Genomic DNA, 15,454 nt, shown 5'->3' on the forward strand with positions numbered 1-15,454 from the left:
TTATCTCTAAAACATTTTTCTGTTGTTAATGACTGGGTATTGTATGGGCAATACTCATTTGAATCTGGCGTTGAAGGTGCCAACAAGATAATTAACTTATCTAAACGACCTACAGCACTTGTAGCGTGTAATGATGAGATTGCAGCAGGRGSCTTATTTGCTGCAAGATTAGCAGGACTAGATATACCMAAAGATCTTTCAATTGTTGGCCTTGCGGACAGTCCATCCTCACGCCAAACTTGGCCAAAACTGACAACAGTGCATCAACCGAATGTCAAAATTGCTAGAGATGCTACGGAATTGCTGATCGCTAACAGTAAGGAAACAGTTGAGAAAAAGTCATTGATATTTACCCCAGAGCCAGTTATCAGGGATTCTTCAACAACTCGATAATTTTATGTTCTAGGGCCTGTTGATCTTTGCTGGTTAAGTTTTGTTCGAAATAAAAGCGTTTTAATCAAGGCGAATGAATTGATGCCTAGCTATCTAAGCACCTTTTATTCACAAAGATGCATTCAACAAAGAGTAAAACGCTTTTAGTCGAACCCTTYGGGCAGCGTTTRTTGGTCATTTTTACTGYGTTATCGACTTTTTATGTAGAATAACTACACCACAAAGTCTCTGCCTTGTATAAATGGCCAACAATTCGCTGCAAAAACAACCTTGAAAGATCAACAGGCCCTAGGGCTTTCTGCCTAGCTGGGTTTAAATAACTTTATTCATTATTGCCATGAATAAACTAGTATTAAATAGCTTACTTACTTGATTGGACTGAAGGTTTTATGAAAAACGAATTGTTTAAAAATATCATATTTTCAGTAGGCGGTATTGTCATGGTTGGCAGTACAGCCATTAGCTGCGCTTCAGAAGATGACATTCAACTACGTCATTCTAACTATGCAGGTTCTGGGAGTATTACCCAAGGCCCAGCGACTACAATCGTTACTAATTTATTTAATTGTCAGGATGGTCGTAGCCGAGTTGCTGGTATTGGTGAGGTAACAGATGCTGAGGGTAATGTCTGGACTGTGCCTGGTAGCAACCAATTTACTACTGCGCCTAAAGCGGTGGATTTATATGAACAATGTGCTGGAGTGACTCCAAAAAATTTAGCTGAAGTTAATCAAGATGACGTTCCTGTCGTGACAGTTGACCCGCAAGGGGAGGTGATTACAGGTTATATTTTTGCCGACAATTATTTTGAGCTATACATCAACGGCAAACTGATTGCAGTTGATAGCGTGCCATTTACTCCTTTCAATTCAAGCATAGTAAAATTTAAAGTCAGTAAACCTTACACTATTGCAGTAAAAGTCATTGATTGGGAAGAAAATCTAGGTTTGGGCTCTGAAAGCAATAGGGGTAGCGCCTACCATGCCGGTGATGGTGGTTTTATTGCCAGCTTTAGTGATGGAACCGTAACAAATAGTGATTGGCAGGCACAAACCTTCTACACCTCTCCTATTTACGATTTAAGTTGTTTATCGGAAAAAGAGGGAGCAAGGTTATCAGCTGATTGCGCTGCTACAGGTAAGGAAAATGGTCAAGATGCTTACGCTGTCCATTGGAAACAGGCTGATAATTGGATGAGTGAAACTTTTGACTCAACTGCTTGGCCGCAAGCGAGCTTGTATTCTGATGATGAAATCGGGGTAAACAATAAAAAAGCATACATGAATTTTATTGAGAAATTCAGTGGAGCAGGTGCCAGTTTCATTTGGTCTACTAATGTGGTTTTAGATAACGAAGTTTTACTGAGGTACACAGTTAATTAAGAGTGTTTTGTAATGAGTGATAACTGCCCTGTTAGATCTATGTAAAGCAACAAAATGTTGTAACGATTGCTACAACACTTTACTGAATCAAATACACTAATGAAGAGTGCGTAATACTAATTTGCGTTACCAAGAAAACGTTTGAATGATTTCTTGTTTCGTCACTGGATTAGTTGCTATTTCGTGCTCAATTCTATCTTTAAATGGCACTCTAGCCTGAGGTAACATACCACGCATTGGCGAGATATTGTTGCCATGGTCGCCCCAGTAATAGCAGTCAAAATCTGCTAAGTTTTCTAGTAAATACTTTTCTTCTTCCAATACCTGAAGTGGACTTGGCATAACAAATTCACCCCGATGAACTTGCATTTCAAGTTCAGTACCAGGTTGAATTGCTATCGCCATAGGCGCGATTTCTTCAGGCTGCATGATATTTAAAATATCGGTGGTGGCTTGAATGTGCTCTTTTGAGCGATAACGTCCACCTAAGCCAAAAATAAATGAAGCCAGTACTTTAATGCCAGCTTCTTTCGCCATTGCCATGCCTTCAATAGCATGCTCTGGTTTCATGGCTTTTTTGATATTGTCTAGCACGATAGGATCGCCAGACTCTAACCCTGCATATGCCATTGTTAATCCTGCGGCACGGATTTGTTTTAACTCAGCTACCGTTTTACGGCGGAAATCATTAAAACCTGCATACAAAGCAATGTTTTGAATTTCTGGGAAAGTTTCGGTTATTTTATTGAGAATTTTCAATAAAAACTCGGTTCTTACTGCCATGACATTGCCATCAATTAAGAAAATAGATTCAACGTGAGCGTGGGTATTTCTGGCTTCTTCGATATCGTCAAAAATATCTTCTAACTCACGGATCTTAAATCGTTTATCGCTAAACATATTGCAGAAAGTACATTGGTTGTTACTGCAACCTAATGTGGTTTGAATTAGCACACTTTCCGCTTCAGGCCATGGACGATAAACTTTGCCTTCATAACGCATAACGTTTCCTTAAGACTTAAGTCTTATTGATAATACATAGCCTAAAAGCACCATCGCTTTAGGCAAAGCTGCGAAAAATTGGCGCAGCAATACAATGACGATAATATTACCAAGAGATATTAGTGTTGATAATTGAGCTTAATAAGGAATCAGTTTATAGTTTTTGTTGATAATTTGCGGGTATAGGTAATGACTATTTATCAACTGCTATAACGCGTAAATAGCCAAGTAGTTGTGATAAAAATAAAAAAGCTAATGACGGGCGTCATTAGCTTTATTTGTTTTTAAGGAGTAAACCTATAGCGGTGTTAACTTAACTCAGATAATACCTGCTCAAGCACTTGTACTACTTTTGCAGTTTTAGCCACATCTAATGCGTCAGGGTGAGGTGATGCGAACTGTCCTCTGTCGTTATCAAAGTATTGGCCTGTCGCTTCTGCAAACTCATCAGATAATGCAGCACGGGTTAAGATGTCAGCCCCAATAGATAAATCCCCGCCAGATACACCGTATGCTTGCTTGACCATTTTACTGCCAAGCATTGAAGCTGGATTAACAGCCACAATCATAGGCCCAGTTCCTTGAACAGATAAGGCCAAATCACGAGACCACATGGTCAGCGCAAGCTTGCTTTGAGCATATACCGTACTATCAGATAACTGGCTTGGTTGTGCCATATCTTTTGCTAAAAAAGCAGCTTGTGCAGCTGAAGATAAATTCACAATACGACTGCTAGTATCCATGATTGGCATCAGTAATTGACTGAGTAAATAGGGGGCGTATGTGTTAACTGCATAGCGCGAATCTAGGCCATCAACAGTGATTAAAGTCGTTGGGTTATAAACACCAGCATTGTTTATCAATACATCAAGTTTGCCATGATTAGCTTTGACTTGTGCAGCTAATGTTTTTACATCACTCATGCTTGAAAGGTCTGCTACATAGCTTTCAATTTGGTTACTACTGAATGATTCGAGTTGTTGTTTAACACTGGCAAGCTTGTCAGGATTACGCCCATGTAAAAGGACTTTGTGACCTTCAGCAAGTAGCATCTTTGCTGTTTCCAGCCCAATACCGTCAGTTGAACCTGTAACAAGAATAATTTTTTGCATGTCGTCTTCCTAACTAATCAAAAGAGAGTGCTTCGAAATGAGGCGCTTAGATATCATCTAATACAATAAGATTAACATTTAATGATAAAGAGATAATTGCTGAAGATGCAGAATCACTTTATAGAATTAATTGATAATCACTTCAAAACATAAAGTTAATGTAGCTGAGTATAGATGGATTTTGGTTAACTTTAATTAATTTGCAGAAGATGAAAAATGGGTTCATGGTTAAATAGAGTCTTTACTCTAATTGTTTTTGTCAACTCAGGCTTGTTGCTAGCTTATGGCTTTCACTATTCCATAAGGTTACTGAACAGGAACATGGGATGAGTCATTCAATCAGTGATTTTATTCGATAAGGGATTTAATAGCCTAAATCAATAGAGTCACTTATTGGTCTTGTATAAGAATGATCAGAGTAATCGATTGTAAATACCCTAACGCTAGGAAGGCACTTTTGGCTCTTTCTGTTTGCCTAACACCTTTCAGAGAGCCTTCATTGTAAGAGAATCGTGATTCTCTTTAGCGAGGTCAATATGAATACATATAATTCTGTAAATCGTCTTAATGGGCTATCGTCAAAGCAGGCAGGCTTTACACTTGTTGAGCTGGTGGTTGTTATCATTATTCTTGGTATTTTAGCGGTTGTTGCAGCGCCTAAATTTATCAATCTACAGGGTGATGCCAGAGTTAGCTCACTGGCTGGTATGCAGTCCGCGATTAAAGGCGCTAACACCTTAGTTTATTCGAAGGCGAGTTTAGCTGGAGTTGAAAATGAAGCTAATGTGACTGATTTAGATATTGGTACTGGAACGGATTTGTTTACCGCTTATGGCTACGTTGTTGCGTCTGAATTAGATCTAGATAATGTATTGCAAGCTGATTTTAATTCAGCGATATCAGAAACTGATCCAACGATGGCGGTAGATAGAGGTGCAGATTGGACCATGTATGAAGGCAATGGGCAAGCCACTATTTGGCAAAAAGGAGCACCTGCAGAATGTAAGTTAGTGTATAAGGAGGTAACCAGTACAACAGATTTACCCGTTTATGAAATACAAACCGATCCGAGCAAATGCTAAGGAGTTTATAAATACAGAGTCTATCTATAAACAATCAAGCTCATTCACATCTAAGTCAATTTAGCTAGGAGGCAAAAATCTTAATTTGGTTAATATAGCAGCCTCAATGCGAGGCTGCTTTAACTTAAGCTACATGTTTTGATTTTTAGCTGAATCAGTTCAATGAAGATTGCTTTTCAATGAGATAGTCTTATGCTGATTCAATTGATCCCAATGCCACTATCAGGGCCTGTTGATCTTTGCCGGTTAAGTTTTGTTCGAAATAAAAGCGTTTTAATCGAGGCGGATGAATTGATACCTAGTTATCTAAGCCCCTTTTATTCACAAAGATGCATTCAACAAAGAGTAAAACGCTTTTAGTCGATCCCTTCGGGCAGCGTTTGTTGGCCATTTTTACTGCGTTATCGGCTTTTTATGTAGAATAACTACACTACAAAGTCTCAGCCTTGTATAAATGGCCAACAACTCACTGCAAAAACAATCTTGAAAGATCAACAGGCCCTAATATGACGACTGCTAAAAATTCAAATCTCATTTCACTGATTGTTATTATCGGTTTACTTATCGCTGTTATTGCATCGGTAGTGATGATTAACCTATCAAATCAGCACGAGGGGCCAGTAATATGGAACTCATTTGTGTATAAAAATGGCTATAACTCAGCAAAATATGAAATGGAAACTGACTTTACTGACTATGAATCCTGTAAAGCACATGCTCAGACTGTATCAGCTAAATATGATAATGCACCTTGGCAGTGTGGTTCTAAATGCCGGTTTGATTCCATGCGCCAAGGCTTTGAGTGTGAGTCGATGGTGAATGACTAGCTGCTAGCTCCGATTTAGGAAGTCAGTGCTGAAATATTCTTTTTAAGACAGGCATTAAACTGCCTAATAAACTTCACAAATTAACCATTAACGATGATTAATATTAACGATTGTAAATGTCAGCTTATGTTCAGCTAATTTATCGTATGATGCGCCTATTAAAAGTTAGCTATTTTGAGGTCATCAAATGAAGAAATTATTAGTGTGCGGCGTGCTATTTGCTTCAACAACGGCTATTGCCAGCCCGTCTGAAGGTTTTACTGATAACGTCGTTTCGCCAACGGCTAATACAAGTATTAAACAAGCTGGTGGGTTTATTGGGCCAAGCCGTGGTGAGGTGAATACCGCAGCTAAAGCGTTAGAAGCAAAAGATGACACTCCTGCAGTTTTAACTGGCTATATCGTTGAGTCTTTAGGTGATGAAGAATATCGCTTTAAGGATGATAGCGGTGAAATCGTTGTAGAAATTGATAACGACAATTGGAAAGGCATTAGTGCAACCCCAGAAACTAAACTCACTTTGCTTGGCGAAATTGATAGCGAATGGACTTCGACTTCCATCGATGTTGATGTAGTGAGAATGGCAGATTAAGCTGGGTTATTCATGTTATCAATAACGCTAACTACACGAATACAACAAAGATTTACTTGTAAACGGCAGCCTCAAGGGCTGCCGTTTTGTTATGAATAGTATGGTTTATATATCTAGCGTGACCGTTATCAATTTGCCCCAAAGGCGGGTTTTGTTAAAACAGCCCACGTACAGCAGGCTGTTTTAGGAAACGTTGAAATAATGTTCACTTAAAAGCGAGCGTTAATGTCAACTCCTAGCAATAAGTTGTCTGAGAGTTCATCATTAAATAGCTTTGCTACGCTAAATTTAGCAGAAAAATGTTGAGAAATTTGCCACCAGTAAGCTGTGTTGACCCCATAATGATTAAAGCTATCGGAATAGTGGTTTACGGAGTCATCAGGAAGCAAGCTGTTTTTAATTACAAAAGTCCCATCGACATCTTGCCAAGCGTAATTTACACCGATTGACCATGCATGATTAATATAAAAATCAGCAGCAAGGTATAGGTGATGCATTGTTTGCTCATTGGTATTGGTAAAAGCTCGTTGAGGTTGATAATCATTGGCTACAAATTGGGTGAAATAGCTGTTGTTACTATCGCGATATTGCCAACTCGCAAATAAGTTAATCCCACTGAATGACTCCATCGGAATATAACTTTGTAGATTAACACCAAAGATGTCAGCTTGATTATCAAAGTTGGCATTCATCACCCAATCTTGGCTATCAGCATTTGGGTTTTGGTAATTGTCAGAGCCACTTTGGTTTTGATAGAAAACCGAGACGGATGATGTGTCATTAAAATAATAGCCAAGATTAATGCCGTAAAGTTACTCATCATACGGATAAAACCAGTCATCTAAATCATCATTGATTTGCTGGTAATTAGCACCGATAAACCATTTTGAAGCAAATACATAGGTACCATCAATTTGATAGTTTGTCGTTTCGGATAAATCTGACTTTATATAATTCACCCCAATATTGGATGATTGTGCCAAAAAGGTATTCAGCGCCAAAGGTCCTTTATCAGTATCGACTGCATTTAAGTAATAGCGGTAACCAGCAAATACTGAAGCATTGTCGCTATTGTCTGTATCAGTGATATATGAAGCACTAGTATCGTGATGGAAACTATCATTCTTAGATGTTTGTGTATCACTAGCTTGAGCAGAAAAAGCCGAAAAGCTGATAGCAATCGCTGATGCCAGTTTGAGTCGCTGAGATTTGAGTGGTTTCATATTTACATCCTTGTTAGTCAATATCGAAAATGCACATAACGATTGGTTACTTTTTATTAACCCCTGTATTAATCTGTATAAAAATTCTTTTATTTTTAGTGCCTTATGTGTATTTAATGTATGTCGAAGTATTTTCAATGTAAAGGCTAAATTAGCGAGATTTGAAGTGAACTGCGTGGTTATCCGTTCAGCTAACAGCTGATGGGTTATTGTTAATAAAGTGAATGCGGTAAGAGCGATTAGGGTGATTTCAGGGGTAGCGTAAAGGCTGAGAGAAAGTTATTTGGGATAATTTAGCGTATGATGCGCTTTTTGAATTAAATAGAACTTGTAATGCGTCATTTAAAAACCAGCCATCATCCTGATACGCCATCTGAATTGGTCGCTCAACAGCAAGACACTATGCTGACTCGTCGAGCGGCTAGAGCAGTAGTGCTTGATGGGAATAACATCTTAATGCTCTATACCGAGCGTTATCATGATTACACTTTACCCGGTGGAGGGGTTGATGATCATGAAGACATTGAGCAGGGCTTAGTACGAGAACTACAAGAAGAAACTGGCGCTAAATCGATTCGTAATATTAATGAATTTGGCCTTTACGAAGAATATCGTCCTTGGGCACGTGATGGCATGACGTTAATCCATATGTTGTCATTCTGCTATACCTGCGAGATAGATAGTGAATTGGGTGAAACCCAGTTTGAGTCCCACGAGATTAATAATGGCATGAAACCCGTGTGGATGGATATTGATGAGGCTATTCAACATAACCTCAATACCATGGCCAACAGCGACAAAAAAGGTTTATCCATTGAGCGTGAAACTTTTTTACTCAAATTAATTAAACAAGAATTGTTCTAATAAGTTGTAGAGCTGACGGCATAAAATAAGATCTTGATAACAAAACTGCGTAAAAGTTAATAAATGTGCTTAGCGGTGTCACTTATGTTGTAGTGGCGTGTTCATGGTTGGGGTATTATCGGCCTTCCTTCAACTATTTCATATTTTTCCATTAGATCAATATGATGCTGTCAGTGAATATTTGTTATGAAATCCCCCACTCAACGCGGTTTTACTTTAATTGAACTTGTGGTTGTTATTATTATTCTTGGTATTTTAGCGGTTGTTGCAGCCCCTAAATTTATTGATATTAAATCCGATGCCGTTAAGGCGAATTTAAGCAGCTTACAAGGCAGTATTCAATCAGCTAATTCGTTAGTTTATTCAAAAGCGGTTATTGGCTCTCAAGAGGCACTTGATCCCGGTGAGATTGATCATAACGGCATCAAAATATCGACTACCCTAGGTTATATCACAGCAACTAACGTTAACTTACCTAAAGCTATAGAAGGCTCTTTCGCTCAGATGGCAGGAGTAACTGATGAATTTAGTGAAGATTGGGGCATTTACAATATTCCAAACTCTGGTGTGTATATATTTCCTCAAGGTTACGACATAAGCAGTAATTGCTCATTGCGCTACTTGGTTGATGTTACCAATTCAGAGCCCGTTTTCTATCAAATAACCGATACTGGCTGTTAAATTTTCCTGTGTTTTAAAAAGCCTGAAATGCTTATTTCAGGCTTTTTTTTGGATGGTCATTTTTATTTAGGCTTTATTGGCAGAATAAAAGTAAAACGGTAATCGATTATTTAGTAAAAAATATATGAGCTAATGCTGAAAATACCTATTTCGAGGTATGCTAAATTAGTATAAGTTAATGATCTGGTTCACAAATATTGATGCATAATTGTAGCTCTTTTGTAATATTGTTCTAGATCAATTATTTCATTTCATTTCACCTTTATAACATCACCCGAGATGATGAAATAAAAGGATTACAATAAATGAAATTAAGTACCCTCACATTAGCCGTTCTTGCCAGTTTAGCGACATCGGCCGTCTATGCTGAAACTGAAACTGTCGACCCATTGAAAAAAGCCTTTATCGATGACTCGTCAGTGAATGTGCAATTTAGATTGCGCTATGAAGATGTTGATGTTGCCAACGTCGATCAACAAAACCAAACGACTTTACGTACACGATTGACTTACCAAACTGGTGATATTTATAACTTATTTGCATTAGCGGAAGTTGATGATGTTCGCTCTACAGATAATGAGTCACTGATTGCTGATTACAAATATACTCAAATCAACCAAGGGTTTATTGGTTATAAAGGCCCTGCAGACACCTTAGCTAAATTAGGCCGCCAACGCATTTTATTAGATAACCAGCGTTTTGTGGGTGGTGTGGGATTCCGTCAAAATGAGCAAACTTACGATGCGGTATCGATTAAAAATACCGCCATTGAAAACTTAACGGCTTACTATGCGTATGTGGCAAATGTAAATCGTATTTTCCCTGAAGGTTCAGGTAAAGAAGAACATGAAAACGAAACCAGTTTAATCAATATCAACTATAAAGGTTTAGAGTTCGTAAATTTAACCGGTTACGGTTACTTGATTGACAATACTGATGTTGCAGCCTTCTCTACAGATACCTTTGGTATTCGAGCTGCGGGTAATATCAAATTAGATGCGCTGAAAGTCAGTTATGAAGCTGAATATGCACAGCAGTCAGAAGGGAGTGATAACCCAGTAAGTTACAGCGCAGATTACTACAAGTTAGCTGCGGGTATTGATTTTGACGCATTTGGCGCCAAAGTGGGTTATGAAGTACTAGGTTCTGATAGTGGTAAAGCTGGCTTTATTACGCCTTTGGCAACACTTCATGCCTTTAACGGGTGGACTGACAAATTCTTATTTGGCGGCAAAGGCAACTGGGATAATGGTTTGGTCGATACCCATGTGATCTTAACGGGTAAAGTTGCCGGTGTTAAATTACTCGCCAAATATCACCAGTTTGAATCAGATTATGGCGATATTGATATGGGAACAGAGTGGGGCGTTGCGGCCACTTATCCATTTGCTAAGCATTACAGTTTAGGTGTGAAATATGCCAGCTTCAGTGGTGCAGATGAAGGTTATGATTTCTCAAATGATACCGATAAATTATGGTTAACATTCCAAGCTAACTATTAATTTCAATCGAAATAAACATCTTGCAGTCACTCCTTTGGGTGAGTGGTGGCTGTTGTAACTCCCCCCTGCACCTAGTTTGCAGGAATCTATTTGATTCCTGCTTTTTTATGACATTATTTATACCGCTTTAGCGTTAAACTTCTCGCTCGGATTAACTAATTCAGCTTGAGCCGCAATGGTTTGTAGTTCCCATTCTTGTCTTCTATGGGTTTCTTTTAATACCCCATAACAAGCGTTAGTAGCATGTTCAAATGCTGCTACAGCGTTCATGCCTTGTAATAGTCCACCAGTAAACAAAGCAGATATTAAATCCCCCACGCCAACAGGCTGGCGGTTAAATTCAAGTTGTGGTCGCTGGGAAATATACATGCCATCTGCAGTGGCTAACATCATGGTAAAGGTGTCATCGGCTATAGAGTGCAGGTGCTTTACTAATACGATTTTAGGTCCTAGAGTCAGTGCTTTTTGGCAGGCGAGTTTTGCTTGTTCTAGGTTATTGATTTCCATGCCTGTAAATTGAGTTAATTCAAATTGGTTAGGCACAATGACATCTGCGATAGGCATGACATCATTGATTAATTGCTCAGTGATCCCGTCTGCCAAAATGCAGCCTTTTTCAGGATCGCCCATCACTGGATCGCACACATAAATCGCATCAGGGTTTTGCTGTTTAACACTGTTAACGGTAAGGATAATTGCCTGGCATTGTTCTGCACTGCCTTGATAGCCAGAAAGTATCGCTTGGCAATCAGCCAGTTTACCTATGTTGTCGATACCTGTGACAAGTTGGTTGATGTCGTCAGCAGAAAATGCGCGACCTTTCCAACCTTGTTTATATTGGGTGTGATTTGAAAATTGCACCGTATGAATAGGCCACACTTCCATGCCCATGCGCTGCAGAGGAAACACTGCAGAACTGTTACCTGCATGCCCAAATACCACGTGGGATTGAATCGAAATAATACCTTTCATGTAATGACCTATTATAAGTAATGTTGTGATGAACAATGCGAGCACAATAATGGAAGAATGCTGTGCTCTGACAATGATGGAGCTGGTTAACGTTAGCTTATAAAGGCTAACGCGATTGATTTCAATATGGCTAATGATAGTCTGTGATCTTGAATAGTCATAATCCTTGTTGATGGATGAAACCCACCAGTAAAGCTCTCTTATTGGTAAGATTTTATGAAGATTCTTATAAAAAGGGGGCGAGCATAAAAAACGCCAATCTGATGATTGGCGTTAGAAGTGACATTAGTATTTAAAACAGCATTAGTATTAACAATAGCACTGTCACGAGTACTGTCACGAGTACTGGCTCAGTTAAGTGAGCAAATACTCGTCTTCTTTATGCAGTAGCTGCTTGAAACTCTGTAAAGTAGTCGTTCAATACTGAACGTGTTTCGCGGCCAATTAACTCGTATTCGTGATGAGTTAAGTTCGCTAAAGAAACGCGCACTGATGGGTGAACCACATCAAAGCCTTTACCAGGAAGTAAGATTACCCCTGTTTTATGAGCTAAACGGAATAGGAAGTCCTTGCCTTTGCCGCTGGCTTTAAACCATTCAACAAATGCTTCACCGTAAAGTTTGCCACCTAAAGTATCTAGCTCTAGTAAGGTGTAGTAATCAACGCGGTCGACGTTTTCTTCAACTTCAACACCCATGTTTTTGTAAAGGGTAATGTAACGTTCACGGATAATGCGTTTACAAGCTGCTTTGTAGTTGTCTTCTAAATCCATTAAGCAATTTAAAGAGAACAACGCCATTTGAACTTGCTGCGGTAATGCTAAACCCGCTGTGTGGTTTAGTGCAACCGCGCGGCTATCAGCAACGATACGGTCGATAAATTTAATGCTACGTGGATCTGGAGTGATCGTTTTGTAGCGGTTATCTAGCTCTAGCTGATGAGCTTCTGGTAGGGCACGCATAGCATCATCAAACACATTGCTGTGATGGATACCAATAGTGCCTAAACGCCAGCCGGTTGCACCGAAGTATTTTGAGAATGAGTACACACATAAAGTGTTGTATGGCAGTTTTGCAAACAGTGACACAAAGTTGTCTGCAAAGGTGCTGTATACGTCATCAGTAATGATAAATAAGTCACTACGCTGGGTGTTTACAAAGTCTGTTAAGCGGTTCAGCGTATCGTCAGAAAACTTCACTGATGCTGGGTTTGCTGGGTTAACCACACAAAGTAGCTTGATATCAGTATCAGCTAATTTTTCAATTTCTGACTGTGGTAGCTGCCATGTGGTTTCATCAAGGCGAATTTCAACGATTTCTAGATCGTACTCTGCAAGCTCAGGGATCTCTAAGTAAGGGGTAAAGATTGGCGTGATAAGTGCTACTTTGTCACCTTTTTTCAGTAGGCCATTGTTTGCCATTGTTGCGAAGGTATAGGTCATTGACGCAGTGCCTCCTTCAGTTGCAAACAAATCAAAGTCAGAATTCATTGGCAAATCACCGTACATTTCTTCGCCGATGTACTGTTTAACGACTTTTTCAATGTTAGTTAGCATGCGTGATGGTACTGGGTAGTTACAAGCAAGGAATGCGTTAACAAATTCATGTAAGAAAGATTGCTTTTCGATGCCTAAACGGTCTTTGGCATAGCTAATCGCTTTTTGTAAAAACTCAACGCCGTCGCGACCTTGATTTGCTTTAGCAAAGGTATCAAAACGGGCAACAACACCATCACCATCTGGAATACCGCCAAACCCTTCATTCAGGTATGAGTAGCTGCGCTCTGACTCTTCTAGTGCAAAGTCACCTAAGCGAAGGAACGCTTTACGTGGCAAGGTGGCTAAAAAGTTTGGGTTACCACGGCCAGCATCTAATAAAGTGCGATCAGGTACTGCTTGTGCAACTTCGATAAGTTTATCTTTTAGTTCAAATGGGCTTAAGTCTGCAAATTGAGTGAAGTCGATTGCCATTAGTTCGTTTGTGTTTTGGTTGTTCATAGTATGTACCTTTGATATTTAAAAATTTGATATTGGCGAGCTAGTTAAGTGAACTCACTCGCCGAAATGTTGTTAAGTTTGAAACTATTACTTTGAAGCTATTACTTTGAAGCTACTGTGTTGACACGATGCCGACGATGATTGGGCCCCAAAGGGTGAGCAATACATTGGCAATGGCATAAGTCACTGTGAAAGCAAATACCGGTGTCGCGTTGCCCGCTTTTTCAAGTAAGGCTGCGAATGCTGGGTTAGCGCTGCGGCCACCAGAAACACAAGCTAATGCTTCAATTGGGTTCTTAATTTTCAATACGTAGTAAGAAATAAAGAATGAAATGATTTGTGGAATAATGGTCACTGCCATACCCAAGAACAATAAAGTTAAACCGTGTTCTTTCATGGTATTAATGGCTTCTGGACCCGCTTGTAGACCAACAATGCCGACAAACACAGCTAAACCAAAGTCACGTAAGAAGTTAGATGCACCTAGAGGTAGTGAGCCAATAGCAGGCTTACGGCTACGTAACCAACCCACGAATAAGCCTGAAATTAAACAACCTGCACCAGAACCAATCGTGACGGGAATACCGGCAATTTCGAAACTGATTAGGCCAATTAGTAGTCCAGCCACCATACCTAAACCAAAGAAGATATAATCAGTGGCAAAGGCTGAACCTAAACGCTTACCAATATTTTTCTCTACACGGTTGATGTCTTTTGCGGTACCCGTTAACTGAATGATGTCGTCTTTAGCGACGATAAAGTCAGCATCAACGTCTTGTGAATGACCGCCTCGAATAATGTCTGTGACATAAACACCACGGTAAGTATCCGCATTCGCTTTTGCTTTAACTTCTGCAATGGTTTTACCCACTAAGCTGGCATCTTTAGCAATAAGCTGACGGTTTTCTTCAATTAAGTTGATGCCTTTTGGCATAACGACTTCGCGAGTTGCAGTGTTCATATAACCTGCAATCGCTTCACGGCGGCCAGTGACAATGACAATGTCGCCAGCTTGAATTGTGATGTCTTTATCAAGCTCAATGGCATTACCGTTACGGTCAATCATTTCGATAGCGACATCGAGCAAATCTTTATTAATTTGTTGACTAGTGCGGCCAATAAAATCGCTGCTGTCATCAATTTGATAGGCACGAGATACAAGGTCGGTAATAGCGTTAAACTCACCTGCTGCCAGCTCAGGTTTCCCGTTTGACATTTTTTCAGCAAGCTTAAGTGCTTCACCACGGATATCCCATTTCATGAAGGTCGGAATTAACCATGACACCATCAAGATTGGGCCTAATGAACCAAAGATGTAGGTCACGGCATAACCAACTGCAACGTTAGTTTGCATAAGCTGTTTAGCTTCTTCGGTGACGTTGCCTAGCTGTGATATAGCATCACCTGCGGTACCAATAATCGCTGATTGTGTTAAGCCACCTGCTGCAAGACCTGCTGCTGTACCGCTATCAAGATCAAACATCAATGCTGCTGCAAGTACACAGAGTAAACCTGTGACTGTCATAACAACTGCAGATAACAAGATGTTGATGGTTCTGAAGTTAAGCGCACTGAAGAATTGTGGTCCGCCTTGATAACCTACTGCGTAAATGAATAACGCGAAGAAGATGGTTTTAACACCTGGATCTATTTGTACTCCAAATTGGCCAATTAACACGCCCATGATTAAGGTTCCTGCTACGCCACCAAGCACAAAACGGCCGATGGTGATTTTACCGATGAGGTAACCTAACGCGAGTGTAATAAATAAAGCGATGTAAGGAGATACGGCAAATAGATTTTCGATAATGCTCATAATATTTGCT

Annotated in this window: 15 protein-coding genes; 8 read left to right on the top strand and 7 right to left on the bottom strand. The window is 39.7% G+C overall.

Features of this window, described 5'->3' with window-relative positions; translation table 11 throughout:
- Positions 1–393 (top strand): substrate-binding domain-containing protein (locus tag FNZ24_RS12100; protein WP_194945059.1); only part of this gene is annotated, 393 nt, incomplete at its 5' end.
- A gap of 389 nt (positions 394–782) precedes the next feature.
- Positions 783–1,775 carry a hypothetical protein gene (locus FNZ24_RS12105; RefSeq protein WP_228768466.1) on the top strand — a complete coding sequence of 331 codons (993 nt, stop codon included), beginning with the start codon at positions 783–785 and terminating at the stop codon, positions 1,773–1,775.
- Between the two features lie 126 nt (positions 1,776–1,901).
- Here FNZ24_RS12105 and FNZ24_RS12110 read toward each other — a convergent pair whose 3' ends face one another.
- Positions 1,902–2,777 (bottom strand): radical SAM protein, encoded by an 876-nt coding sequence (locus tag FNZ24_RS12110; protein WP_153914743.1) that lies wholly within the window; start codon positions 2,775–2,777, stop codon positions 1,902–1,904.
- Positions 2,778–3,085: 308 nt separating this feature from the next.
- Positions 3,086–3,889, bottom strand: coding sequence for an SDR family NAD(P)-dependent oxidoreductase (locus tag FNZ24_RS12115; protein ID WP_153914744.1), 804 nt, complete (start codon positions 3,887–3,889; stop codon positions 3,086–3,088).
- Between the two features lie 536 nt (positions 3,890–4,425).
- Here FNZ24_RS12115 and FNZ24_RS12120 point away from each other — a divergent pair.
- From FNZ24_RS12120 to FNZ24_RS12130, 3 genes are all read left to right on the top strand, one after another.
- Entirely contained in the window at positions 4,426–4,971 is a 546-nt protein-coding gene (locus tag FNZ24_RS12120; RefSeq protein WP_153914745.1) for a prepilin-type N-terminal cleavage/methylation domain-containing protein, read from the top strand.
- A 506-nt stretch (positions 4,972–5,477) separates the two neighbouring features.
- Complete coding sequence (locus FNZ24_RS12125; protein WP_153914746.1) at positions 5,478–5,798, top strand: hypothetical protein; 321 nt, start codon at positions 5,478–5,480, stop codon at positions 5,796–5,798.
- A gap of 187 nt (positions 5,799–5,985) precedes the next feature.
- The gene (locus tag FNZ24_RS12130; protein ID WP_153914747.1) at positions 5,986–6,390 is read left to right on the top strand and encodes a YgiW/YdeI family stress tolerance OB fold protein; all 405 of its coding nucleotides are present in this window, start codon (positions 5,986–5,988) and stop codon (positions 6,388–6,390) included.
- Positions 6,391–6,599: 209 nt separating this feature from the next.
- Here FNZ24_RS12130 and FNZ24_RS12135 read toward each other — a convergent pair whose 3' ends face one another.
- On the bottom strand, positions 6,600–7,082 hold the full coding sequence (locus FNZ24_RS12135) for a hypothetical protein (RefSeq protein WP_153914748.1): 483 nt from the start codon (positions 7,080–7,082) through the stop codon (positions 6,600–6,602).
- A 120-nt stretch (positions 7,083–7,202) separates the two neighbouring features.
- Complete coding sequence (locus FNZ24_RS12140) at positions 7,203–7,613, bottom strand: putative porin (protein WP_153914749.1); 411 nt, start codon at positions 7,611–7,613, stop codon at positions 7,203–7,205.
- Positions 7,614–7,946: 333 nt separating this feature from the next.
- On the opposite strand from FNZ24_RS12140, the gene FNZ24_RS12145 reads away from it, so the two are divergent.
- The 3 genes from FNZ24_RS12145 to FNZ24_RS12155 all read left to right on the top strand — a co-directional run bounded on the left by FNZ24_RS12145 (position 7,947) and on the right by FNZ24_RS12155 (position 10,660).
- The gene (locus FNZ24_RS12145; RefSeq protein WP_153914750.1) at positions 7,947–8,477 is read left to right on the top strand and encodes an NUDIX hydrolase; all 531 of its coding nucleotides are present in this window, start codon (positions 7,947–7,949) and stop codon (positions 8,475–8,477) included.
- Positions 8,478–8,663: 186 nt separating this feature from the next.
- Positions 8,664–9,158 (top strand): pilus assembly FimT family protein, encoded by a 495-nt coding sequence (locus FNZ24_RS21880; RefSeq protein WP_153914751.1) that lies wholly within the window; start codon positions 8,664–8,666, stop codon positions 9,156–9,158.
- A gap of 305 nt (positions 9,159–9,463) precedes the next feature.
- Positions 9,464–10,660 carry an alginate export family protein gene (locus FNZ24_RS12155; protein WP_153914752.1) on the top strand — a complete coding sequence of 399 codons (1,197 nt, stop codon included), beginning with the start codon at positions 9,464–9,466 and terminating at the stop codon, positions 10,658–10,660.
- A gap of 117 nt (positions 10,661–10,777) precedes the next feature.
- Here FNZ24_RS12155 and pdxY read toward each other — a convergent pair whose 3' ends face one another.
- The 3 genes from pdxY to aspT all read right to left on the bottom strand — a co-directional run bounded on the left by pdxY (position 10,778) and on the right by aspT (position 15,444).
- Entirely contained in the window at positions 10,778–11,632 is an 855-nt protein-coding gene (pdxY, locus tag FNZ24_RS12160; protein ID WP_153914753.1) for a pyridoxal kinase PdxY, read from the bottom strand.
- A gap of 379 nt (positions 11,633–12,011) precedes the next feature.
- Positions 12,012–13,628 (bottom strand): bifunctional aspartate transaminase/aspartate 4-decarboxylase, encoded by a 1,617-nt coding sequence (locus FNZ24_RS12165; RefSeq protein WP_153914754.1) that lies wholly within the window; start codon positions 13,626–13,628, stop codon positions 12,012–12,014.
- A 112-nt stretch (positions 13,629–13,740) separates the two neighbouring features.
- Entirely contained in the window at positions 13,741–15,444 is a 1,704-nt protein-coding gene (gene aspT, locus FNZ24_RS12170; RefSeq protein ID WP_153914755.1) for an aspartate-alanine antiporter, read from the bottom strand.
- Between the last annotated feature and the right edge of the window lie 10 nt (positions 15,445–15,454).

It is taken from the genome of Shewanella sp. TC10 (assembly GCF_009663145.1).
Classification (GTDB): Bacteria; Pseudomonadota; Gammaproteobacteria; order Enterobacterales; family Shewanellaceae; genus Shewanella.

Excerpts from the sequence above, each read along its gene's own strand:
- FNZ24_RS12105 (WP_228768466.1), top strand. The coding sequence starts at position 783 with ATGAAAAACGAATTGTTTAAAAATATCATATTTTCAGTAGGCGGTATT.
- FNZ24_RS12110 (WP_153914743.1), bottom strand. The coding sequence starts at position 2,777 with ATGCGTTATGAAGGCAAAGTTTATCGTCCATGGCCTGAAGCGGAAAGT.
- FNZ24_RS12115 (WP_153914744.1), bottom strand. The coding sequence starts at position 3,889 with ATGCAAAAAATTATTCTTGTTACAGGTTCAACTGACGGTATTGGGCTG.
- FNZ24_RS12120 (WP_153914745.1), top strand. The coding sequence starts at position 4,426 with ATGAATACATATAATTCTGTAAATCGTCTTAATGGGCTATCGTCAAAG.
- FNZ24_RS12125 (WP_153914746.1), top strand. The coding sequence starts at position 5,478 with ATGACGACTGCTAAAAATTCAAATCTCATTTCACTGATTGTTATTATC.
- FNZ24_RS12130 (WP_153914747.1), top strand. The coding sequence starts at position 5,986 with ATGAAGAAATTATTAGTGTGCGGCGTGCTATTTGCTTCAACAACGGCT.
- FNZ24_RS12135 (WP_153914748.1), bottom strand. The coding sequence starts at position 7,082 with ATGAATGCCAACTTTGATAATCAAGCTGACATCTTTGGTGTTAATCTA.
- FNZ24_RS12140 (WP_153914749.1), bottom strand. The coding sequence starts at position 7,613 with ATGAAACCACTCAAATCTCAGCGACTCAAACTGGCATCAGCGATTGCT.
- FNZ24_RS12145 (WP_153914750.1), top strand. The coding sequence starts at position 7,947 with ATGCGTCATTTAAAAACCAGCCATCATCCTGATACGCCATCTGAATTG.
- FNZ24_RS21880 (WP_153914751.1), top strand. The coding sequence starts at position 8,664 with ATGAAATCCCCCACTCAACGCGGTTTTACTTTAATTGAACTTGTGGTT.
- FNZ24_RS12155 (WP_153914752.1), top strand. The coding sequence starts at position 9,464 with ATGAAATTAAGTACCCTCACATTAGCCGTTCTTGCCAGTTTAGCGACA.
- pdxY (WP_153914753.1), bottom strand. The coding sequence starts at position 11,632 with ATGAAAGGTATTATTTCGATTCAATCCCACGTGGTATTTGGGCATGCA.
- FNZ24_RS12165 (WP_153914754.1), bottom strand. The coding sequence starts at position 13,628 with ATGAACAACCAAAACACAAACGAACTAATGGCAATCGACTTCACTCAA.
- aspT (WP_153914755.1), bottom strand. The coding sequence starts at position 15,444 with ATGAGCATTATCGAAAATCTATTTGCCGTATCTCCTTACATCGCTTTA.